The 22,599-nt window shown below is 60.6% G+C and carries 21 protein-coding genes; 9 read left to right on the forward strand and 12 right to left on the reverse strand.

Annotated features, from left to right (window positions below; all coding sequences use genetic code 11):
- Nucleotides 1-89: 89 nt before the first annotated feature.
- Nucleotides 90-506, reverse strand: coding sequence for an RNA polymerase-binding protein DksA (dksA, locus tag DUT91_RS00080; protein ID WP_114438357.1), 417 nt, complete (start codon nt 504-506; stop codon nt 90-92).
- Between the two features lie 442 nt (nt 507-948).
- Here dksA and DUT91_RS00085 point away from each other — a divergent pair, with 442 nt between their 5' ends.
- The 4 genes from DUT91_RS00085 (at nt 949) to DUT91_RS00100 (ending at nt 4,780) form a co-directional block, all read left to right on the forward strand.
- Entirely contained in the window at nt 949-1,455 is a 507-nt protein-coding gene (locus DUT91_RS00085) for a SixA phosphatase family protein (protein WP_114438358.1), read from the forward strand.
- Nucleotides 1,456-1,560: 105 nt separating this feature from the next.
- On the forward strand, nt 1,561-3,030 hold the full coding sequence (locus DUT91_RS00090) for a YcjX family GTP-binding protein (protein ID WP_114438359.1): 1,470 nt from the start codon (nt 1,561-1,563) through the stop codon (nt 3,028-3,030).
- Complete coding sequence (locus DUT91_RS00095) at nt 3,027-4,160, forward strand: YcjF family protein (RefSeq protein ID WP_114438360.1); 1,134 nt, start codon at nt 3,027-3,029, stop codon at nt 4,158-4,160. The genes DUT91_RS00090 and DUT91_RS00095 overlap by 4 nt, the downstream gene beginning before the upstream one ends.
- 86 nt (nt 4,161-4,246) lie before the next feature.
- On the forward strand, nt 4,247-4,780 hold the full coding sequence (locus DUT91_RS00100; RefSeq protein WP_114438361.1) for a hypothetical protein: 534 nt from the start codon (nt 4,247-4,249) through the stop codon (nt 4,778-4,780).
- Between the two features lie 6 nt (nt 4,781-4,786).
- Here DUT91_RS00100 and folK read toward each other — a convergent pair whose 3' ends face one another.
- Nucleotides 4,787-5,317: a 2-amino-4-hydroxy-6-hydroxymethyldihydropteridine diphosphokinase gene (gene folK / locus DUT91_RS00105; protein WP_114438362.1), complete on the reverse strand. Its 531-nt coding sequence runs from the start codon at nt 5,315-5,317 to the stop codon at nt 4,787-4,789.
- Nucleotides 5,314-6,252, reverse strand: coding sequence for a dihydropteroate synthase (locus tag DUT91_RS27350; protein ID WP_114438363.1), 939 nt, complete (start codon nt 6,250-6,252; stop codon nt 5,314-5,316). Before DUT91_RS27350 ends, folK begins: the two co-directional genes overlap by 4 nt.
- A gap of 221 nt (nt 6,253-6,473) precedes the next feature.
- Here DUT91_RS27350 and DUT91_RS00115 point away from each other — a divergent pair, with 221 nt between their 5' ends.
- Entirely contained in the window at nt 6,474-7,094 is a 621-nt protein-coding gene (locus DUT91_RS00115) for a DUF922 domain-containing Zn-dependent protease (protein WP_245419471.1), read from the forward strand.
- Between the two features lie 19 nt (nt 7,095-7,113).
- Here the strand turns inward: DUT91_RS00115 and DUT91_RS00120 are convergent, their stop codons facing one another.
- From DUT91_RS00120 to DUT91_RS00130, 3 genes are all read right to left on the reverse strand, one after another.
- The gene (locus tag DUT91_RS00120; protein WP_114438364.1) at nt 7,114-8,139 is read right to left on the reverse strand and encodes an NAD(P)/FAD-dependent oxidoreductase; all 1,026 of its coding nucleotides are present in this window, start codon (nt 8,137-8,139) and stop codon (nt 7,114-7,116) included.
- A 145-nt stretch (nt 8,140-8,284) separates the two neighbouring features.
- Complete coding sequence (locus DUT91_RS00125; RefSeq protein WP_114438365.1) at nt 8,285-8,608, reverse strand: 2Fe-2S iron-sulfur cluster-binding protein; 324 nt, start codon at nt 8,606-8,608, stop codon at nt 8,285-8,287.
- Nucleotides 8,609-8,806: 198 nt separating this feature from the next.
- Nucleotides 8,807-9,208: an Hpt domain-containing protein gene (locus DUT91_RS00130; protein WP_114438366.1), complete on the reverse strand. Its 402-nt coding sequence runs from the start codon at nt 9,206-9,208 to the stop codon at nt 8,807-8,809.
- 336 nt (nt 9,209-9,544) lie between these two features.
- On the opposite strand from DUT91_RS00130, the gene DUT91_RS00135 reads away from it, so the two are divergent.
- Nucleotides 9,545-14,110, forward strand: a complete 4,566-nt coding sequence (locus DUT91_RS00135) for an apolipoprotein A-IV repeat region-like domain-containing protein (protein WP_114438367.1) — start codon at nt 9,545-9,547, stop codon at nt 14,108-14,110.
- Between the two features lie 98 nt (nt 14,111-14,208).
- On the opposite strand, the gene DUT91_RS00140 is transcribed toward DUT91_RS00135, so the two are convergent.
- The 4 genes from DUT91_RS00140 to DUT91_RS00155 form a co-directional block, all read right to left on the reverse strand.
- Nucleotides 14,209-14,751, reverse strand: coding sequence for an ABC-type transport auxiliary lipoprotein family protein (locus tag DUT91_RS00140; RefSeq protein WP_245419473.1), 543 nt, complete (start codon nt 14,749-14,751; stop codon nt 14,209-14,211).
- 110 nt (nt 14,752-14,861) lie between these two features.
- Nucleotides 14,862-15,857: an MlaD family protein gene (locus tag DUT91_RS00145; RefSeq protein ID WP_114438369.1), complete on the reverse strand. Its 996-nt coding sequence runs from the start codon at nt 15,855-15,857 to the stop codon at nt 14,862-14,864.
- Nucleotides 15,858-15,881: 24 nt separating this feature from the next.
- Nucleotides 15,882-16,730 carry an ABC transporter ATP-binding protein gene (locus DUT91_RS00150; RefSeq protein ID WP_114438370.1) on the reverse strand — a complete coding sequence of 283 codons (849 nt, stop codon included), beginning with the start codon at nt 16,728-16,730 and terminating at the stop codon, nt 15,882-15,884.
- A gap of 8 nt (nt 16,731-16,738) precedes the next feature.
- The gene (locus tag DUT91_RS00155; protein ID WP_114438371.1) at nt 16,739-17,914 is read right to left on the reverse strand and encodes an ABC transporter permease; all 1,176 of its coding nucleotides are present in this window, start codon (nt 17,912-17,914) and stop codon (nt 16,739-16,741) included.
- A gap of 176 nt (nt 17,915-18,090) precedes the next feature.
- Here DUT91_RS00155 and dgcA point away from each other — a divergent pair, with 176 nt between their 5' ends.
- Together dgcA and DUT91_RS00165 are read left to right on the forward strand one after the other, a co-directional pair.
- Nucleotides 18,091-19,074, forward strand: a complete 984-nt coding sequence (gene dgcA / locus DUT91_RS00160; RefSeq protein ID WP_114438372.1) for an N-acetyl-D-Glu racemase DgcA — start codon at nt 18,091-18,093, stop codon at nt 19,072-19,074.
- Nucleotides 19,075-19,200: 126 nt separating this feature from the next.
- Entirely contained in the window at nt 19,201-19,653 is a 453-nt protein-coding gene (locus DUT91_RS00165; protein WP_200834859.1) for a DoxX family protein, read from the forward strand.
- Between the two features lie 56 nt (nt 19,654-19,709).
- On the opposite strand, the gene DUT91_RS00170 is transcribed toward DUT91_RS00165, so the two are convergent.
- On the reverse strand, nt 19,710-20,726 hold the full coding sequence (locus tag DUT91_RS00170; protein ID WP_114438373.1) for a glycosyltransferase family 4 protein: 1,017 nt from the start codon (nt 20,724-20,726) through the stop codon (nt 19,710-19,712).
- Nucleotides 20,726-21,577 (reverse strand): UDP-2,3-diacylglucosamine diphosphatase, encoded by an 852-nt coding sequence (locus DUT91_RS00175; RefSeq protein WP_114438374.1) that lies wholly within the window; start codon nt 21,575-21,577, stop codon nt 20,726-20,728. The genes DUT91_RS00170 and DUT91_RS00175 overlap by 1 nt, the downstream gene beginning before the upstream one ends.
- Nucleotides 21,578-21,782: 205 nt before the next feature.
- Between DUT91_RS00175 and DUT91_RS00180 the strand changes: the two genes are divergently transcribed.
- Nucleotides 21,783-22,562, forward strand: a complete 780-nt coding sequence (locus DUT91_RS00180; protein WP_114438375.1) for an SDR family oxidoreductase — start codon at nt 21,783-21,785, stop codon at nt 22,560-22,562.
- Nucleotides 22,563-22,599: the final 37 nt, after the last annotated feature.

Genomic DNA, 22,599 nt, shown 5'->3' on the forward strand with positions numbered 1-22,599 from the left:
AATCTCCTCTGCGGCCGATTAATAATGAACTGTCAAAACGCTATTTCAGGATATCTGCTGGCCGGCATACCCGGCTTCAGTTTTAAACTTCAGTCGTCGCGATAAACTTTCTCGCGTCGCTCATGCCGTTCCTGCGCCTCAATGGAGAGGGTCGCGATCGGGCGGGCATCCAGCCGCTTGAGGCTGATCGGCTCACCGGTTTCCTCGCAGAAACCGTATGTACCGTCATCGAGGCGTTGCAACGCGGCGTCGATCTTCGAGATCAGCTTGCGCTGACGATCACGAGCACGCAACTCGATAGCGCGGTCGGTTTCCGATGAGGCTCTGTCGGCAATATCGGGATGGTTGGCATTTTCCTGCTGCAAGGCTTCGAGCGTTTCCCGGGCCTCACGAAGGATGTCATTTCTCCAGGCAACTAACTTTGTGCGGAAGTAAGACTTCTGCCGTTCGTTCATGAACGGTTCGTCTTCCGTGGGCCTGTAGTCAAGGTCGATCAATTCACTCATATCTGAATCACCCCACATCTAGGAGACGCGAGGCCTATATATGTCCAGACGAAACGTCGCACAACAAGAAATGACCGGGCCGCACCACTTTTTAGTGCATTGATTTTGCTCAAAATTGCAGCAAATGCGAGTTTATAATTCCGGTTTCTTCGACAATATTGCCAGAGGAATGGACTGATTGATCCTCCGCAGCTGACTGTCATCGCGGTTTTTGCCGAAAATTGCCGGCAAAAAATTACCAGACCTCACAAGCAATGAGTGCATAAATTTTAATCAACACTCGTTTTTAGGCCTCTGTATCCTACAACTCACATTCAAACACAAATACGTGTCTTCTTTGTCTGCTGTTTATGCGGCCACACATGTGGCATCCCGCAGGCGTGCAAAACACCGTCTTTCGTGACAGAAACAGTTCATTGGAACACGAACAAGGAACAGGATTATGAGTCGCGTCTATCTTCTGCGTCATGCGAAAGCGGCTGGTGCGGCTCCCGGAATGAAGGATTTCGACCGGCCGCTGACCAGGGAAGGCGCGGAAGCCGCCAGGAAAATGGGCTCGGCCATGGCCGCTGCCGGGTTCATTCCCGATGTGGCGGTGTGCTCCACAGCCAAGCGCACCCGCGAAACGCTCGATAATCTCCGCCTCACCCTTACCACCTCATTTCCGGGGATGGATAGTGCCGCGCTCTATACAGCCGGCGCCAGCGGCTATCTCGAGGCAATCCACGCAGGTGGAGATGCGCGCTCCCTGCTGGTGATCGGGCATAATCCTTCCATGGAGGATCTGGCGCTGGCGCTCGCAGCCGAAGGTGATCCAGCCTCTGTGAAACGTCTCTCGCAGGGCTTTCCGACTGCAGGGCTCGCCGTCATCGATTTCGACGGTCCGCTCGCCTCGGCGGAGGCCGGCGCAGGAACCTTGCGCGCCTTCATTACGCCGGACGACCTCTGAACGCGCGCGATAATGCTTGCCGATATTTAACTGTTTTACCGGCTTTATTGCCATTCGAGTTGTTCGATCCTTATATCCGAACCCGCAAGCAATTCCGGCGAGGCCATCTTGGGAACACTGACCACCCTGACAGACGAGGCGAAGATCGCCTTCGATACGCTGGCCGACCGGACAAGCGGGCTCGTCTCCCCATCGCTGCGTCTCGGCGTCACCGGCCTTTCGCGCGCAGGCAAGACGGTTTTCATCACCGCGCTGGTGCACAACCTCATCCAGGGCGGCCGCTTGCCACTGTTCGAGGCGCAGAAGCAGGGCCGCATCGCCCGCGCCCTCCTGGAGCCACAGCCGGACGATGCCGTCCCGCGCTTCCAGTATGAGGAACATTTGAAGGCGCTTATAGACGAGCGCGAATGGCCGGAATCCACCCGCGCCGTCTCCGAGCTTCGCCTGACCATCGAATACGAATCCGCATCCTCCTGGAACCGGATATTCTCGGCCGGCCGGCTTTCGGTCGATATCGTCGATTATCCCGGCGAATGGCTGCTGGATCTGCCGCTTCTCGGCAAGACCTATGCGGATTTCTCGAGGGACTCCTTCGAACTTGCGCGCCTTCCCGCGCATGCCGAACCGGCCGCCGCCTGGCTTGCTGAAGCCAGCACCGTGCAGCCGGATGCGGAAGCCGACGAACTGACTGCACAGAGACTGGCCAAAAGCTTCACCGCCTATCTGCGCGCCGGAAAGGCCGACGAGAAGGCGCTTTCCACCCTGCCGCCCGGACGCTTCCTGATGCCAGGCGATCTCGACGGCTCCCCCGCGCTGACCTTCGCCCCCCTGCCCGACCTCAAGCCCGGAAGCCATAAGACCGGATCACTGGCCGCCATGATGGAGAGGCGCTACGAGGCCTACAAGACCCATGTGGTCAAGCCTTTCTTCCGAGAGCATATCGCCCGGCTCGACCGCCAGATCGTGCTCATCGACGCGATGCAGGCAATGAATGCCGGCCCGCCCGCCGTCGCCGATCTCGAACGCGCGCTCACCGAGATCCTCTCCTGTTTCCGCCCGGGCCGCACCAATTTCCTCACCGGCCTCGTACAAAGACGCATCGGCCGCATTCTCGTCGCCGCCACCAAGGCGGACCATCTGCATCATGAAAGCCATGACCGGCTGGAGGCGATCGTCCGCCGCCTGGTCGACCGGGCGATCAAGCGCGCGGGTTTTTCCGGCGCCAGCATCGACGTGCTGGCCATGGCTGCGGTCCGCGCCACCCGAGAGGCCACCGTGACGCAAGGGCGCGAAACCCTGCCGGTCATCATCGGCACGCCGTTAAAGGGCGAAATGATCGACGGCGAAATCTTCGACGGGAAGACGGAAACAGCCATATTTCCCGGTGACTTGCCGGCAAAACCGGAATCGATCTTTGAAGTATCCGCCACCTTGGCTGCTCAGGATGCTGCTATCCGTTTCGTACGCTTCCGCCCGCCGAAACTGGAAAGGACCGCCGAAGGCATTACATTGTCGCTGCCGCATATCCGGCTGGACCGCGCGCTTCAGTTCCTGATCGGAGACCGCCTCACATGACTGAGACACCGCCGCGTAGGCCCTCCGCCTTCCGTCTCGACAGCCCCAAGGTTTCCGTAGCCGGCGGGGAAAGCCGCGAAAACGCCGCATCCAGCCAAGGCGGCAAAAAACCCACAGCCACGCGCAAGCCGACTTCGATTCGCGATATGGCCGTCGTCACGCCGGCTCCAGTCGATGTCTTCGAGATGGAAGGCATGGATCCTTCCGAACTCGACGCGCTGACGCCGCCGCCCGCCCTGCCGCCCCGACGGCGCTTCTCCCTGGGCGCCATTTTCACGGGCGCCCTGGGCATTCTCGTTTCGCTGGCGGTCGGCATATGGACCGACGACCTGATCCGCGCGCTTTTCGATCGCGCCACATGGCTCGGCTGGGCAGCGCTTGGCGTCGCGGCGATAGCGCTTCTGGCGCTGGTCGTCATTGTCATCCGCGAGGGCCTGGCGCTCAGAAGGCTCGCCTCGGTGCAGTCGCTCCGCGAGGAGGCCGCCGATGCGGCCGCGCGTGACGACCGCCGCGCCGCGCGCGACGCCGTCTCGAAGCTCACCTCCATCGCCGCCGGCCTTCCCTCCACGGCACGTGGGCGCGAAATGCTTAACGCGCTCGAAGAAGACATCATCGATGGGCGCGACCTCATCCGGCTTGCCGAAACCGAAATCCTGCGCCCACTCGACCGCGAGGCGCGTGGTCTGATCCTCGCCGCCGCCAAGCGTGTTTCCATCGTGACCGCGGTAAGCCCACGCGCGCTGGTCGATATCGGCTATGTCATCTTCGAAGCGGCAAGGCTGATCCGCCGCCTGTCGGAACTTTATGGCAGCCGTCCCGGAACCCTGGGCTTCCTCAAGCTGTCGCGCCGCGTTATCGCCCATCTCGCTGTAACCGGCACCATCGCCGTTGGCGATAGCTTCATCCAGCAGATCATCGGCCACGGCCTGGCTTCCAGACTTTCGGCCAGGCTGGGCGAAGGGGTGATCAACGGCCTCATGACGGCGCGCATCGGCATTTCCGCCATGGATCTCGTCCGTCCCTTCCCTTTCAACGCGGAGAGACGGCCGGGGATCGGCGATTTCATCGGCGATCTCGCAAGGCTCAGCGGCCAGAAGGTTCCCCCGGGAGAAGCAGAGAAGAAGGATTGACAATCAGCGCGATGCAAACCAAGCATTAACCATTCGCGCCGATTATTGACGTTCAATCGCCCTGTGCAAACATCGAGTCCAGCCCTATGAAAAATTGCGTTGCCGCATGTCTCTTCCTGCTGCCTTTGGCAGGCGCAGCTATCCCGGCGCAGGCTGCCGATAAGGACGAGCGTTTCTTCCGCAACGTCGAGGGCCAGTGGACAGGTCCGGGCGAAATCGTGGCCGGAAAATACAAGGGCACGAAATTTACCTGCACGCTCGCCGGCACCACGCCGGCTGACGCGGTGGGCATGACGCTGGACGGCGCTTGCCGGGTCGGCGTATTTTCCCAGCCGATGAAGGCGACCGTCGTGCGCAAGGGAAAGACCTATAGTGGCGCGTTCAACGATGGCGCGGCCGGCAAGGGCCTGGATGTCACCTCCGGCACCGTCAGCGGCGACCGTGTCGTCTTCGCGCTCAACCGCAAGCAACTGACCGGCGCAATGCTCGCCCGCATCTCGGACGAGAACACCATGAATGTCACGGTCTCGGTACGCGTGGAAAAGGAACTCGTGCCGGTTATCGGCATGAGCCTCAGGCGCGTTGACGCTGCCGCTGTTGGCAGCATCGCCAGAAACTGAGCAATATCATTCCTGAAAATCTCTCCACCAGCCCGCGTCCTCGCGGGCTTTTTCTATCTCTGAGAGGTCGCACTGCTGGCGCCATTGCTCAACAGTGCGCCCGTTGACCATCAGCCCAGGCGCAATCTCAGCCAACGGCACCAGTACGAAGGCCCGTTCTGTCATCCTCGGATGCGGCAGCGTGAGCGCCGGGTCCTGCAATGTCTCCACGCCTTCGAACGCCAGCACATCGATATCGATCGTGCGCGGCCCCCAGCGTTCCGCTCGCAGCCTCTTCATCTGCTTTTCTATGTCAAGGCAGGCTTCGAGCAGCGCGACGGGTGCGAGCCCGGTTTCCACTTCCGCGCAGGCATTGTGGAACCAGGCCTGGTCGGTCTTGCCCCATGGCGGCGTGCGATAGACGGACGAGACGGCCACGACGCGGATATCGGCGCGCTGGTCAAGTGCGCAGAGCGCCCGGCCCATCGAAGCGACCGGATCGCCCATATTGCCGCCAAGACCGAGCCAGGCTTTGCGTATTTTTCCAGCCCCGCTCATTCTGCCGCGCCGGATTCCAAAATAGCGTCGGCGACGGCAAGCGCATCCCTGTTCATCGCCACATTATGCACCCGGAATATGTCGGCGCCGGCGAGCCGGAGGATGGCAGAGGTCGCGGCCGTACCCGCATCGCGATCCGCCGCATCCCGGCCGGTCATTGCCCCGATCAGGCGCTTGCGCGACGTGCCGACAAGAAGCGGAAATCCGAAGCGCTGCAACTCGGCAAACCGCGCCATCAGCATGACGTTTTCGTGGCTGTCCTTGGCAAAGCCGAAGCCCGGGTCGAGCACGATGCGGCTTTCCTCGACACGCGCCGCACGGGCGATCCCGAGCGAGCGGTCGAGGAACGCGAACTGGTCGGCGATCACATCAGGATCGCGCTCCCGCTCGCGTCCCGTATGCATGATGACAAGCCCCGCCCCCGTCTCCGCCGCCAGATCGGCAATCCCAGGTTCGTTGGCGATGCCAGGCTCGCCGTTTGCGATGCCAGGCTCGCCGTTTGCGATGCCAGGCTCGCCGTTTGCGATGCCAGGCTCGCCGTTTGCGATGCCAGGCTCGCGTTGCAATCCCCAGACATCATTGACGATATGCGCACCGGCAGCCACTGCAAGCCGCGCGGTCTGCTCGCGATAGGTATCCACGGAAATGATGCAGTCCGTGCTTTTCGCAAGCGCCCCGATCACTGGCAATATCCGTGCCTGCTCAGTCGCGGCATCGACAGGAACCGCGTCCGGCCGCGTCGACTCGCCGCCGACATCGATGATCGCAGCCCCCTGCTCCCGCATGGCATGGGCCGCAGCGAGCGCCCGCGGCAGATCGTCATGCAATCCTCCATCGGAAAAGGAATCAGGCGTGACATTCAGAATGCCCATGAGGATGGCCTTCTCGCCCAGGATCAGGCTGCGCCCATGGGCAAGCCGCCACTCTCTCCGCATTCCGCTCCAGCCTCCTCTTGATCGCCGACAATTCCGCCCAATGTTGTGACGACGAGATTTCGCCCCGTCAACCGGTCTCGGCGCGTGGATATTTATGACAATTATATTTGTCTTGACGATTCTGCGCCATGCTGGACCTATCCGCGATCAAAAATGTTATAATCAGACTGGAAGCTGCGCCGGACTGGAAGCTTCGAAGGAACCAGAGTGAAATGATTTCCATGCCCAAGGTTCTGGCCTCGATGGCCATGGCGGCCGCGTTCGCCTTTGCGGTGACCACGACAGCTTCAGCCGCCAAGATCCACCGCAGCTACAGCTATTACAACGTCAATGGAAAGACGGCGGACGAACTTGACAAATCGCTGTCGCGCGGCGGCTATCTGCTGAAAAGTACTGGCCAGCGCCATCCCGGCGCTGCGCAGATCCGCTTCGACGCCAAGGCGCGATACGGTTCCAACGGCAAGGCCTGCAGCGTCACCGGTGTCTACGTCAATGTCTATGCGAAGGTTTTCCTGCCGCGCTGGAAGCAGCGCAGGAAGGCGCAGCCGGAACTGGCTCTCGTCTGGGATACGCTTTCTCAGGATATCCGGCGTCACGAGGAAAGCCACCTCGTCATCGCGCGCACCCATGCAGGCGAAATAGAGCGCCGGATAAGAGCGCTGCCTTCACGCCCGGATTGCGCGCTCCTGCGTCAGGACATCAACAAGGTGACCCAGCAGGTGATGAAGAATCACGAGGCCGCGCAAAAACGTTTCGATTTCGTCGAAACGCTCAATTTCGAGAAGCGCTTCGAGCGCCTGCTGACCTACCGGCTGGAACGCGAACTCGCCAAGAAGAATTAACGCGCACTGGAAACCGGCGCTACTGGACGCCGAGCTTCTTTTGCAGGCTGGTTGAGGATGTCGTGTACTGGAACACGATGCGTTCGCCAGGATTGACGATGCGCTTGGCGGCCTGGGTCATGAGAGCCGCCTCGTGAAAGCCTGAAAGGATCAGCTTCAGCTTGCCCGGATACCAGTTGATATCGCCGATAGCAAAAATACCAGGCTCCGACGTCTCGAATTTCTCCGTGTCGACGGGAATGAGATTTTCATGAAGGTTCAACCCCCAGTCCGCTACGGGGCCAAGTTTCATCGTCAGTCCGAAGAACGGCAGCATGCGCGTTGCCGGAAGTTCCTTTTCACCGTCGCTACTCTTGAGCGTCACGCCCGCTAACGAGCCGTTTTCACCTTTCAGCCCGGTCACCTGCCCGAGTTCGAAGCGGATGCCGCCGCTGTCGACCAGTTCGAACATCTTCTTGACGCTGTCGGGCGCGGCGCGAAATTCGGCGCGCCGGTGTACCAATGTCAGGGTCCTGACAACGGGCTGAAGATTGAGCGCCCAATCGAGCGCGGAATCACCGCCGCCGACGATCATCACATCCTGGTCGCGGAAAGCTTCCATGCGGCGGACGGAGTAGAAGACGCTGGTGCCTTCATAGGCTTCGATGCCGGGCACCGGCGGACGCTTCGGCTGGAAGGAGCCGCCGCCGGCGGCGATCACCACCACCTTTGTCTCGAAGATTTCGCCCTCATCGGTCTCCACGCGGAAGCTGCCGTCAGCCTGGCGCTCGAGCTTGGTCACCATCCGATTGAGGTGGAACTGCGGTGAGAACGGCTTGATCTGCTCCATCAGCCTGTCGACCAGCGCCTGGCCCGAAATCTCGGGCCACGCCGGAATGTCATAGATCGGCTTTTCCGGATAAAGTTCCGCGCATTGCCCCCCCGGCCGGTCGAGAATATCGATCAGATGACATTTGAGATCGTAGAGCCCGAGTTCGAACACGGCAAAAAGCCCGACCGGGCCGGCCCCGATGATCACTACATCCGTGCGGATAATTTCACTCATCTCGTCATCCTGTCAGGAATGGAACGCTGGCTGACGCGCCTTTGATATTAGGACGCGCGGCTGTTGGCTGAGCCGCGTAACGCCTGAGGGAAGCAAGGTCAAATTTTTTATTGAATGGGAGGACGGACGGAGCCCGGCAGTGCGGTCAGCTTTGCCGCTCGGGAACATGCACGACGAGGCCGTCGAGTTCGTCCTTCACCTTGATCTGGCATGAAAGCCGTGAGGTCGGGCGCACATCATAGGCGAAGTCCAGCATGTCCTCTTCCATCGGCGCCGGATCCCCGACTGCCTCCGTCCATTCCTCGTCCACATAGACATGGCAGGTCGCGCAGGCGCAGGCGCCGCCGCATTCCGCGTCAATGCCGGGAACCGCATTGCGAATGGCGTTCTCCATTACCGTGGAGCCATTTTCCGCATCGACTTCGGTGCGGGTCGTACCATCGAAAGAGACAAAGGTGATTTTGGTCATGCTGTCATCCAAGCCATACCGAGACCCGCAGATACCGCCTCGTGCCCGCAAGTTCAACCGGTTGGCCGGCGCTCCAGGCCATCTGCGGCATTATGCAGCCAATGGAGCGCCGTCCTTCATAATATCGGGACTACAAAGATCGTGGGCTTGGGTGATGCCGGCCTCTGGCCCGGCTGTCCGGACAGGCCAGTCAGGACATCAGCGGCTGATAGCTGCGATGAATTCCTGAACGTCGATCAACGCATCGCGCAAGGCATTCACAACCTTGTCGCTCGTTGGGTCGGATTCGATCTTTTCAGCAAGCTCAGCCACGCGGAATGCTCCGATGGAACGGGCCGATCCTTTCAGCGAGTGGGCGAGAAGCCCCCGCTCCTTGCCCGTGACCTGGCCGATACGGCTGGCCACGCCGCCTGCCTGCCTTGAAAACAGCGCAAGCACCTCGGCCTCGAGGGCACGATCGCCCAGCGTCTGGCGGGCCAGATGAACGAGATCGATGGGACGGCTGCGCGAGGGGGTGCAAACCTCACCGCCCGGCTGGATGAAGGCTATGGCGGCTGCGGGTGTCGCGACTCGGTTGGTGTTCTGACGGGCTACCGCCATTTTGTTATTCTCCCTTGGACGCATTTAATATCTTCTGGTTTGGCCTCAAAAGTGGCATATTCGAGGCTACCGCCTGAGCCATCGGCATAGATTTCCACAATTTGGTTAAAACGGTGTAGTACTTAGTTAAAATGGCCCGAAACAAGGCTTTTTCTGAAGCACTGGACACCCCGGCGTTAACCCTGTGTTTAAACTTTTAAGCATTTGCGAATTCACCAGTTTCTTTCCGGTAAACGAGCCAGTACGATATGCCGACGTGATAGGAATGGGCGTAAATGTGTTCGGTGCAGCATCTGAATGCGCACATCAGTGAATGAGTACGAGGTAAGAACGGCGATGGCACCCAAAACCAAAGCGGAGAAAATCGACCTCGAAGTCGAGGCAGCGTTGGAACAGGCCCTGGACATCGATTTCGACGATGACATGGGCATCGATATGGATCTGGGCTCGGCCGCAGGCGATTTCTCGCTCGACGATCTGGAGGAACAGATCTCGCGGGCCGCGGAAGAACTTGCCAATGAGAAAAGAAACCCACCTGCACCTATTTCGTCCGTAAAGGCGCTTCCATCCGCCAAGGCAAAGCCCGCTGTCGTAGCTGCGCCGCCGCCGCCTCCCACGCCGCCCAGGGTTGCAGCCGTTTCGACGCCTGCCGAGGATCCGGCAGTGGCGTTCTCGGCAGCTCAGCCGCAATTCAATCATCAGCAGGCCCAAAATCAGCCGCTCCAGAACCAACCAAAAGCGGCTTCCCTGACACCCGCCAATGATGATTTGCGCCGTGACACGGCCTTTCTGCGTCGTGGTGGCCTGGCGCAACGCTCGTCTAACAGCATCTATTGGACCACCACCGCCATCAGCGCGATCTGGGCCGCCGGCGGCTTGGCGATCGGCCATTCGCTCAGCTCGTCTGGCCTGACATCGCCTCAGGCGTTCGGTAATTTTGTCACATCGCCAAGCGGCATCGCGGTCGCGACCGGCATTGCCGTCCCGATCCTGATGTTCTGGGGTTTCGCCCATATGCTGCGGCGTGCGCAGGAAATGCAGTTTGCAGCACGCACGATGACCGAAGCAGCCATGCGCCTCGCCGAACCCGAGGCTATCGCGGGCGAACGCGTGGCCTCCCTCGGCCAGGCGGTACGCCGCGAAGTCGCGGCGATGAGCGAAGGCATCGAGCGTACGCTTGCCCGCGCCGTAGAACTCGAAACCCTCGTCCAGACCGAGGTGAACGAGCTCGAACGCGCCTATACCGACAATGAAATCCGCATCCGCACGCTTGTCGGCGAACTGGGCCATGAGCGCGAGGCCGTCGTTACCCACGCCGAACGCGTTCGCTCTTCCATCTCAGGTGCGCATGAGCACCTGAAGGAGGAACTGACCACCGCCAGCAGCATCATTAGAGACAGCGTGCTGGGCGCATCGACACAACTGACTGAATCGCTCGCGCTTTCCGGCGACAATCTGGTCAACCGCATCAACGAAAGCGGCAATGTCATCACCAGCGCGATCGACACGCGCGCCGTAGACGTCTCGTCGCGCATCACGACCTCGGGCGAGGCATTCGCCAGTTTGCTGGATACCCGGATCGCCACGCTGACCGAGCAGTCGCAATTGGTGACGGCAAATCTGGAGGAAGCGCTCGACAAGCGCACCAGCGGCATTGCCTCCCTGCTCGGGAGCGCCACGCAATCGATGGTCAGCGAGTTCGACACGCGTCTCGCCAATCTGGACAACACGCTCTCCGAGCGCGGCCGCTCGCTCCTGAGCGAATTCGAGACACGCGCGCAATCGCTCGACAGCAGCACCGAAAAGCTGAATGCGGCTCTGGAAGCGCGCGCGCGCCAGATCAACGAAAACCTGATTTCGCGCACCCGTGAAATCGCCGAAACCTTTTCCGAGGGCCGCTCCTCGATCAGTGACGTCATCGACGAGACCAAGACCAAGATCAGCAGCGATCTCTCAGGCATCGCCGATTCGGTCACAGTGCTGCTCAATGAAAAGGCGGCATCCTTCGCGGGACAACTTGCGGAAGGCCGCGACGCCCTCGCTGCCTCGCTGGCCGGCGAGACAGATCGTGTCTCCGCTGTCATTCGCGACCATGCCGATACGCTTTCCGCCCGCACCGCCGATATCGAGAATGCCGTTGCCGCCAGCACGCTGGCGCTCGGCGGCGTCACCGACAGCCATGCCTCGCTGCTCGAAGAGCGCACCGCAGCCATCAAGGCCGCGATCGCCGAAAACAGCGCAATTCTCGACAGGACATTCGAGAAGCACGGCGCTACTCTCGACGAGAGGGTCACCGGCATCCGCGCGGCATTGGTCGAAAACAACACGATGCTGCAGAATGTCTTCGAAAACCACGTCAAGTCGATCGACGAGCGCACCCACGGCGTCCGCGATGTCCTCGGCGAAAGCCAGGCAGCGCTTGCCCGCGCGCTCGACGAGCGCACACGGGGTATCCGTGAACTCCTGAGCGGCAGCCAGGATGCGATTGCCCGCACGATTGATGAACGCACCAATGGTGTTCGTGACATTCTGGTCGATGGCCAGGATGCGCTTTCCCGGGCGCTTGAGGAGCGCACTGCCGCCATCCGCGCCGCACTTTCGGATAGTCGCGATACGCTGGACACCAGCTTCGAGGAACATACCCGTGCCATCTCGGAGCGCACGTCTGGCCTGAGCTCCGTCCTCGTGCAAAACCATGCCGCCCTCGCCCAAACGCTGGACGGGCACGAGCGCACCATCGAAGATCGCGCGGCCGAAATCCGCGCGGCACTGACGGAAACGACGGCTTCGCTCAGCGAGACGCTGCAAGATCACAGTGCGATCCTCGAACAGCGCACCGCCATGCTCCATCAGGCGGTCGGCGAAAGCAGCGCCGCGCTTGGACGGGCCTTCGAGGACCAGACCGGCATCATCGACGAACGCACCTCGACCATGCAGAAGGCACTCGCCGTCGGCGTTGACAATGTGCGCAAATCGCTCGAGCAGAGCGCATCGGTGGTTGCAGGCGCATTGCGCGAAAAAATCGGCGAGGCAGCCAATACGTTGTCGGCCGAGGCAGCGAAGGCCAGCGAAGCGCTTGACGGCTACGGCGAATCCTTCAGCGCGCGCCTCATCGAAAACCTTAGCGGAACGGAAGCCCGCCTCAACGAGCGTGCGGATGTCATTGCCATGAGCCTCGGCGAGATCGGATCGCGTGTCACGAGCGAACTAGGCTCTATTGAAGCGCGTATCGCCCATGTGACGGAAAATACCTCGGCGACGCTCGAAGAGCGCACCCGCGAGCTCAACGCCGTTCTGGCAGCGCGTTCGCAGGAGATCACGCGGATTCTTCATGATACCGCCGAACCCCTCGTCGAGCGTCTGGCCGATAGCGGCCGCGGTCTGGCAAGTCAGCTCGAGGAAGCCACCCACGCCGCAACCGACAGGCTACGCGCCGAGAATGCCGCCCTGGTCAACGCGCTTGCCAGCCGGACCGCGGAAACCATCTCCGCCATTCAGGAAGCCAAATCGGGCTTGTCGGACGGCGTCGGCGATCTCATCGACCGTCTGGCCGCCTCCAACGTCAAGCTTGGCGAGCTCATCGATGTCGCCACGCGCAATTTGGGCGATATCGACACACGCCTTTTCGACACCACGTCCTCCTTTGCCGAGCACACCAGCCGCGCGGCGGAGACATTTGCCTCCTCGACCCGGCTTATCGACGGCAATATCGGCACATTGAGCACGCTCTCTAATGAAACGCTGAAGCAAATCACCAATATTGCCGAGCGTTTCGAGGAACACAGCAAGGTGCTGGGCTCAGCCAACGACATGATCGGCTCGGCGCAGAACAATCTTGCCGCGACCCTCGAAGAGCGTCAGCAGGCGCTGCAGGACCTGGCCTCCGGCCTGGTTCAGCGGTCGGAAGGCATCGAGCAGGTCATGCGCTCCTTCGAGAAGCTGGTTTCGACCGCTTTCGAACGCGCTGAAGGCCGCACGCGGATGTCCGCAGAGCAGATGCGCGCCGCCATATCGGACGTGGTCGAGCAGGCATCGCAGAAATTCACCAGCGCCACGGATGAAATCCGTCGTACCGCGGCGGAAATCCGCACCGAACTCAACGAGACCCGCAGCGAACTGCAGCGTGGCGTGCTCGATATGCCCGCTGAAGCCAAGGAATCGACCAAGGCCATGCGCAAGGCCGTTTCGGAACAGATCAACGCGCTCAAGGAACTGGCGGAGATCGTCAACAAATCAGGCCGCCTGGTCGATGTCGGCGAAAGCCGTGCCGACCGGACCGTTCCCCGCCCCGCTTCCGGGCCGCGCCCGGCACCTGCCGCTCCCGTAGCTGCAGCCATGCCATCGCCATCGATGGCGGCCCCCGCACCGCGTGCCCCGGAGCGCGCCCTCCCGGTAGAAGAACCCGTTGGCAGGAGCCAGCCTGCACCGGCGCCAGCGGCCCCCGCGACGCGCAATGGCGGCGGCTGGGTCTCCGATCTTCTGGCCCGCGCCTCGCGTGAGGACGAGCAGGCGGAACAACTCCGTGCACAGCCGACCGCTGCGCCGCGCTCACCTGCCCATGTGGTCGAATCGCTCAATTCCCTGTCGGTCGATATCGCGCGCGCCATCGATCACGATGCATCGGTGGAGCTCTGGGACCGTTATCGCCGCGGCGAGCGCAACGTCTTCACCCGCCGCCTCTATACGCTCAAGGGCCAGCAGACCTTCGACGAGATCAAGCGCAAGTACCAGTCGGACAGCGAATTCCGCCGTGCGGTAGACCGCTACATGGACGATTTCCAGCGCCTGCTCGAAGACGTAGCCCGCAACGACCGCGACAACATGGTGACGCAGACCTACCTGACCTCGGATACCGGCAAGGTCTACACCATGCTCGCCCACGCCAGCGGCCGCCTGCGCTGATAGGCGGGACAGGCAGAAACGCAAAACGCGGCCCTCATGGGGCCGCGTTTTCGATTCGGGGTTGAACCAACAACTCAAGCGACGACGGGAAATCCCTGTCAGATCACCGAAAGCGTCCAGCTGACGATATCGCCGGTGACCTTGTCGAAGGCTGCGTTGAGCGCCTGGACATAAGCGGTATTGCCGGCTCCGCTCACCGGCACTGAAGCCTTGAACACGCGTGTCGAGCGGACTTCGCCATTCTTGTCGTTCAATATCTTGGTCGCGATCTCGACAACCGCCATTTGCGGGGAGGTGAACGCATCGACGCCGAAGGTACGGATGTCGGTGATGATCTGGTAGTTGATGGCGAGACCGTCTCCGGGCCGTCCGACGCCGCCCAGAAGGCCGGTATTGTCGAAAGCCTGCACCAGGCGCGACTGCACGAGCGTGGGCAGCCGGTCTCCCCATTGCGCGCCCTTCAGATATTCGATCTCGGCTGCGGAGGTATTGATGACGATGTTCTCGCCGTCGAATGCCTTCAGCGCTGCCGGAGCGGCGATCAGAATCTGGATGTTCTTGCGGCTCTTGCCGGATATCGGAGGATTGGAGGCAATCAGGTCGAACGTATCGAGCGGAACGGTGCCGCAGGATGCGACCATCGCAGCCAGCAGAACAGCGCCGGCAATCCGCCCGGATTTTCGAAATTTCTCCAAATGCAAGCCCGTCCCTATCGCGCGGAATTTACTCATCTCACGTGAACGCAACCGGATCAATGCCGTGTGCGTCCGTCATATTGCGGGACGGACCCCTGTCCACCGAAAATGAGCCTTTGCGGATTCTTTTCCAGGTCTGTGATCGCCCGCTCGATACGCTGGATCGAGCGGCGGCTGTCGGTGACGAGCGCCTGCACATCGCGCAGGCCAGTTCCCGAAAAACGCTGCAGATTGTCGGCGATCGGGCCGAGACGCGCATTCAGCGTGTCGGAGGTATTGCGGATGGACTCGAGTGTTTGCTTGGTTTGCGCCACGACGCCGTTCTTGTTGTCCTCGGAAAGCAGAGTATCGACCTTCTGCATGATTCCGTCGACGCGCACCGAAGCAGCATTGAGCCGGGCCATCGCCTCACGTGCGTTCTGGATGGTCGCCTGGACATCGCCGGCGTTTGCGGCGAGCTCGTCTATGACCTTGGAATTCTTGGCAAGGGCGTCTGTGAAAGTCTTGGTGTTCTCAACCGTAGCCGTCAGCGGCGCGCGCACATCCTGGATGAAGCCTTCGAGCGCCTCGAGCGCGCTGTTGGCCCGCGCGAAAATATCCTGCGCCGTGGCCAGAAGATTGTTGACGACCGAAGGATCGGCATTGATCAACGCAACCTGATTGTTCTTTTCCGCCTCCTCAAGCAGATTTGGCTCGTCGAGACTTCCACCTTTCAGCTCTACATAGGCCTGCCCCGTAAGACCCTGAAAGCCGAGTTCGGCCTTGGTGGAGCGGGTGACGGGCGTCGTGCGGTTCACTTCGGTCTGCGCTATGACCATGTTCGGATTGGTAGGATCGAGGTAAAGCCTGCGCACATCGCCAACCTTGATGCCGTTGAACAGCACCTGGCTGCCGATGGAAAGGCCTGTGACTGACCCGGGGATGCGTATTTCCAGCGTCACGGTATCCCGGCTTTCACCATAGCGGGCGATCCAGTAGACGAACCCGAAGGCCGCAAGGCTCACGAGCAGGGTGAAAATGCCCACCAGAACATAATTGGCTCTTGTTTCCATATCTTATCCAGTGGCTTCCATGTCTTATCCGGCCTGCCGAGGCCCGGGTTCGGCCCGGCGCCTGGTTGGCGCCGCCGGATCGATCTGGCGGGCGCGCTTACCACGAAAATAGGATTTGACCCAGGGATCATCAACCGTAAGCATATCCTCGATCGTTCCTTCAACCAGTACCCGCTTTTCCCCAAGCACCGCAATGCGGTCGCAAACGGCAAAGAGGCTGTCGAGATCATGTGTCACCATATAGACGGTCAACCCCATTGTATCGCGCAGATTGGCGATCAGGTCGTCGAATTCGGCAGCGCCGATCGGATCGAGGCCCGAGGTTGGCTCATCGAGAAAGACAACATCAGGATCCAGCGCCAACGCCCGGGCAAGGGCTGCACGCTTGATCATTCCGCCTGAAAGCTCGGAGGGGAACTTCTCGGCCGTATCGGGCGCAAGTCCCACGAGATCGATCTTCAGCCGCGCCAGTTCATCCATCAGCTTGGGCGACAGATCGAGATATTCACGCATCGGCACCTGGATGTTCTCCAGGACATTCAGCGATGAGAAAAGCGCGCCATGCTGGAACAGAACGCCCATGCGCATGTCGATTTCCATCTTTTCGATATCGCTTACATGATCGATATCATGGCCGAATATCCGTATTTCCCCTGATGTCTTGTGGTTGAGACCGAGGATCGTGCGCATGAGCACCGATTTACCCGAACCGGAAGGTCCGATGAAGCCCAATATCTCGCCCGGAAAAATGTCCAGGCAGAGCTTGTCGAGAACGACCGTCTTTCCAAACGAGACGGTGACATCGCGCACGGATATCACCGGCTCGGCGGAGCGGTCTATCTGGTCTGGTTCGGCTTGGACCGCGTGGTTCATCTGTCCCGCTAGAAATTGATGGCTGCGTAGAACATCGCGAACATGCCGTCCACGACAATGACCACGAAGATGGATTTGACGACTGACGCGGTAACACGGCGTCCGAGCGATTCAGCACTTCCCCCCACCTTCATGCCCTCGACCGAGGCCATGACGCCGATGATCATCGCCATGAAAGGCGCCTTGATCAGCCCGGCAAGGTAGGTTGAGATATCGATGGCGTCGCGCAGGCGTACCAGAAACGCGTCGGGCGAGATACCGGAATAGGTCCAGACCACGAATCCCGCCCCTGCCAACGCCGCAAGATCGGCAAGGATCGTCAGAAGCGGCAATACGATGACCAACGCCGAGAGGCGCGGAAAAACCAGGACGCCAACTGGGTTGAGGCCGATGACCGTCAGCGCGTCGGTTTCCTCGCGCATTTTCATCGATCCGATTTCGGCCGTGATCGCACTTCCAGAACGTCCCGCCACCATGATAGCGGTCAAAAGCACGCCGATCTCACGCAACACCAGGATGCCCACCAGATCGACGACGAATATCTCCGCCCCGAAATAGCGTAGCTGGAAAGCACCCTGCTGGGCGATAATCGCGCCGATGATCGTCGACATCAGCAGGATGACCGGAATGGCGCCGACGCCCATACGGTCGATCTGATTGGTGATGGCCGCGAAATTGATGCCGCTGCCCCTGCCGAGCTTCATCTGCGATCCACGGATGGTCGCGCCCAGTATATGCATCGACATCAGGAAATCGTCGCGCGCGGAATAGGTGAGCTTTCCCAGGGATTCCAGAATATCGATGAGGAAGAGCCCTCGCTTGGGGCGAGTCGCATGGCTGTTGCGGTCCACCGCTTCGCCGACCGTCGCCAGGAGCGGCCGCCATGCCTCGCGTGTGCCATGCAAGGTGACGCCGATATCGCGCCCCTTGAGGGAACGGCTGAGTCTCTCGATGAGCCAGGCGCCAGCCGTATCGAGCCCAGCGACATCCGTCAGATCGATCGAGGCGTTGGAGAAACCACCCAGGCTCTGGAGCTTGCGCATCTCGTCGTCAACCAGATGGACGCTGCGCGATGTCCAGCGCCCGCCAAGCGCGATCGTGGCGCCGACGTTATCAGTCGTCACCTCGATCCGGGGAGTCGAATTGGGGGCGGCACTTGAAGGGTCCGCAGCGTCGGTCAACATGTCTTATTCTTTATCGAGTCTTTCAGGTCCTGTCACTTGGCCGGCGACAAGCCGCTACTGTATAATTCATTAAATCAGAATCGATTTCGGGACGAAATTATGCAGCATTTCAAAATATTACAGCGTCGCGCGTTCGATTGGACGCGGCGCGGTAACAGGCTGACCCGGGCCGAACAATGCGCATAGATCTGCAAATCGAGCGTGATCGCTATCCCATCGCAGGCAAGTTTACGATCTCGCGTGGCTCCAAGACTGAAGCTGTGGTGCTTGTCTGCACGCTGAGAGATGGCAATCATGTAGGGTGCGGCGAGTGCGTGCCCTATGCCCGATATGGCGAGAGCATGGAAAGCGTGACCGCTGAAATCGAAGCCGCACGGGGTGCAATTGCCGAGGGAGCGACCCGGCAGGACATTCTCCGGCTGATGCGCGCTGGCGCCGCCCGCAACGCCGTGGATTGCGCATTGTGGGACCTCGAGGCGAAACGCATGGGCAAACGCGTGGCAGCAATGATTTCATCAAAGCCGCCTCATCCGTTGCGAACGGCGATCACCATCTCCATGGGTGATCCAGAAGCCATGGCCGAAGCCGCCCGCGCCCTCTCCGCCCACCCGGTCATCAAGGTGAAAATCGGTGGAGAAAACGATGCGGCCCGCATCCATGCAGTGGCCGACGCCGCTCCTTCAAGCCGAATCATCCTCGATGCCAACGAAGGCTGGACCGAGGAAAACTTTCGCAAGAACATGATGATCGCCGCCGAAGCGGGCATTGCGCTCATCGAGCAGCCGCTGCCCGCCGGACAAGATGATTTTCTGGCCACGACGCCGCGGCCGGTGCCTGTTTGCGCCGACGAAAGCGCCCATACCTCGCAAGGGCTGGAAGCGCTCGTAGGTCGCTATGACGCCGTCAACATAAAGCTGGACAAGACCGGAGGCCTCACCGAGGCGCTCACCATGCGCACGCGTGCCAGAGAACTCGGACTTGGCATAATGGTCGGCTGCATGGTCGGAACTTCGCTCGGCATGGCGCCTGCTGTGCTGCTGGCGCAGGATGCCGATTATGCCGATCTGGACGGACCGCTGCTCCTGGGCCGGGATCGCTCTCCCGGGCTGGTCTACGAGGGAACACTCGTCTATCCGCCCGAACCTGATCTCTGGGGCTGACAATCCCGTGTGATCAGGGGGGAGCCGCATCAAAACAATTTACTTGATCGTGTATATCATGTTTTTATCGGCAATATGTTTTGCTGACATGAGCAACATCGACCGCAAGTGTAGGGGGAAAGAACCTTGAGCGACATCACTTCCACAAACCGCAAGAAACTCGTCATCCCGGGATTGGGAGGCATTTATTCATCGCTGCATGAATTCGCCGAAACCCTGCTGCGGTTCATCGCGGGCGCGGCACTGGTAACCCATGGCTATGGCAAGATTCTCGATCCGTTCGGAGCATCCGGAATGGTGGAAGGCCTCGGCTTTTATCCAGGCAGCTTCTGGTCGCCACTGCTTTCCGTCACCGAGTTCTTTGGTGGCATCCTTCTCGCCATCGGCCTCCTGACCCGCCCGGCCGCCTTTGCCACGCTGATCGTCCTTCTGGTCACCGTGTGGTTTCATTGGAGCGTTCAGGGCCAGGGCTATCCCGGCGCGGAAAAATCGATTCTGTGGTCGGCGATCATGCTCTTCTTCGTCATCCGCGGCGCCAACAGCCAGTCGGTCGACGCAAAGATCGGCAAGCAATTCTGATCGCAAGCAAGCAGAAGAAGGACATGGCCCGCCATGTTCTTCTTTAGTCCACCCGCTCAGGCCACTTGAGGCAATGCGGCCGGCGCCAATATTTCTTCGAAAATGTCTGCGCAAGCCTCCCAGGTATAATCCTTCAGCACCTTGTCAGGATCGACCCGCCCCATCTCCAGGGCGCCGAGACAGGCTTGCTGCAGATCCTCCGAGAGAACGCCCGCCCCTGTCGTGCCGATGACATCGCGAGACCCCGGCACGGGAAAGGCCGCGACAGGCATGCCGCTGGCGATGGCTTCGAGCAACACAAGTCCAAACGTATCGGTCCGGCTGGGAAAAACGAAGACATCCGAGCCTGCGTAATAGCGTGCGAGCTCTGCCCCCTCTTTTTTGCCGGCGAATACCGCTTTCGGAAAGCGCGCCTTCAGTTCTTCGAGACTGGGGCCATCGCCCACCACGAGTTTCGTTCCCGGCAAGTCGAGCGACAGAAAAGCCGTCAGGTTCTTTTCCGGCGCAACACGCCCGACACAAAGAAAAATCGGATGCGGCAAGCCAAGATTCACGTCCGGCTGGGGCCGGAACAGGGCACGGTCGACCCCCCTCGTCCAAATCTTCAGCTTCGTGAAGCCGCGCGCCGCGAGTTCATCCTGAATCGATTGTGTCGGCACGAGGGTACACTCGCCCGCATTGTGGAACCGCCGCAGGAATCCATAGGTCAACGACAGCGGCACCGGGAACCGCTCGTAGAGATATTCGGGAAAGCGGGTGTGGAAACTGGTCGTGAAGCGCCAGCCGTTCTTGAGGCAGGCGCGCCGCGCCATGATGCCGAGTGGCCCTTCCGTGGCGATGTGGATATAAGCCGGCTGCAGCTTGGCAAGTGCCGCGCGTACGGCTGCGGGATGCGTCAGCGCCAGCCTGATCTCCGGATAGGTCGGACATGCCACCGACCGGTAGTCGGACGGCGACACGATCGTCACCGCATAACCCCGCTCGCTCATCAGGTCGCTTATATGGGTCAGCGTCCGAACGACGCCGTTGACTTGCGGATGCCAGGCGTCGGTGACGATGACGATACGCTTCATCAGGCGACATTTGCCGGCTTCGGCATGGCTTTGCGGGCCGCCGGACGATGATCCTGCAGGTCGATGACGGGCGCGAAGCCTGCGCTTTCACCGATCAGATGCGTCCACGAGATCAGTTCCATGGTACCGTCGAAATGCTCGGCCACCGCCGTGCAGCTTTCCACCCAGTCGCCGGTATTGATATATTCCACCCCGTCGATCATTTCGATCGTGGCATGATGGATATGGCCGCAAATGACCCCATCGACCCCGACGCGGCGTGCCTCCTCCGACACGACATCCTGGAACGCACCGATGAAATTGACCGCCTTTTTCACGCGGAACTTCGCCCACGCCGAAAACGACCAGTAGCGCAGGCCGAGCAGGCGGCGCACCCTGTTCATCACGGTGTTGAAGGCGATGGCCGCATCATAGGCCCAATCGCCGAGATAGGCGATGAAGCGTGCGTTGCGCACCACCACGTCAAACTGGTCGCCGTGGATAACCAGAAATTTGCGGCCATCGGCGGTCTCGTGTACCGTGCGGTTCATCACCTCGATGCCGCCGAAATGCGTCCCCTGAAAATCGCGGAGGAACTCGTCGTGATTGCCGGCGATATAGATGATGTTGGAGCCTTTGCGGCTCTTGCGCAGAAGCTTCTGCACCACATCATTATGTTCCTGTGGCCAGTGCCAGTTGCGCCGCAACCGCCACCCGTCCACGATGTCGCCCACAAGATAGATGGTATCGGCGTCGTGAAAGCGCAGGAAGTCCAGGAGGAATTCCGCCTTCGCACCTTTGGAGCCCAGATGGACGTCCGAAATGAAAAGCGTGCGGTATTTCTTTGCCTCGTCGCCTGCTTGTCTGCCCATCGCCAGGTTCCGTTCGTCTTGTGATGGCTCACGTTCGAGGCGACACAAACACGATTCATGTCACAAACGTGTGACGGTGCATTGGATGGTGGCCAAAGCCCACGACCGGGGTCACGTCGTCGCGGCAGAGCCATCGACCCCGTTTTGGTGATTTGCAAAGCGCGTTCTTTGGCCTATCAGAACACATAACAAGATGGAGTTAGCCATGGATCTGGGACTGAAAGGCCGCAAGGCGATCGTCTGTGCATCGAGCAGAGGGCTTGGCAAGGCCTGCGCATTGGCTTTGGCCGAAGCCGGATGCGATCTTGTCATCAATGGCCGCGACGAGAAGATACTTGCCGCCACCGCAGAGGAGCTTCGGCGCGCCACCGGCGTCACGATTACGCCGGTTCTGGCAGACGTCTCCACCCCGGACGGGCAAAAGCAACTGCTCGCCGCCTGCCCCGAGCCGGATATCCTGGTCAACAACAATGGCGGCCCTCCGCACCGCGATTTCCGCCAGCTCGACCGTCAGGCGATCCTCGACGGCGTGACGCAGAACATGATCACCCCGATCGAGCTGATCAAGGCGGTCATCGACGGGATGGTCTCGCGCCGTTTCGGACGCATCGTCAACATCACCTCGACTTCGGTCTATAAGCCCATAGCTGGTCTGGATCTCTCCTCCGGCGCGCGCGCTGGACTGACCTCGTTCCTGGCGGGCATCGCCCGCACCGTCGTCAGGGAGAATGTAACGATCAACAACATCCTGCCCGGCTCGTTCGACACCGACCGCCTGCGCAACGGCATTCGCTTCGGCGCGGAAAAGGCAGGGGTGGCGCCAGAGGACGAAGCAGCGCAACGCATGGCCGAAATTCCCGCCGGCCGCTTCGGAACGCCGGATGAATTCGGCAATGCCTGCGCTTTCCTCTGCTCCAGCCATGCCGGCTATATCACCGGCCAGAACCTTATCATCGACGGTGGAGCCTACAGGAGTGCTTTTTGACCGCATTCCCGCCAATATCAGGCGCCGTATTCTTCAT

This window comes from Paramesorhizobium salinisoli (assembly GCF_003335045.1).
GTDB classification, from domain to species: domain Bacteria; phylum Pseudomonadota; class Alphaproteobacteria; order Rhizobiales; family Rhizobiaceae; genus Paramesorhizobium; species Paramesorhizobium salinisoli.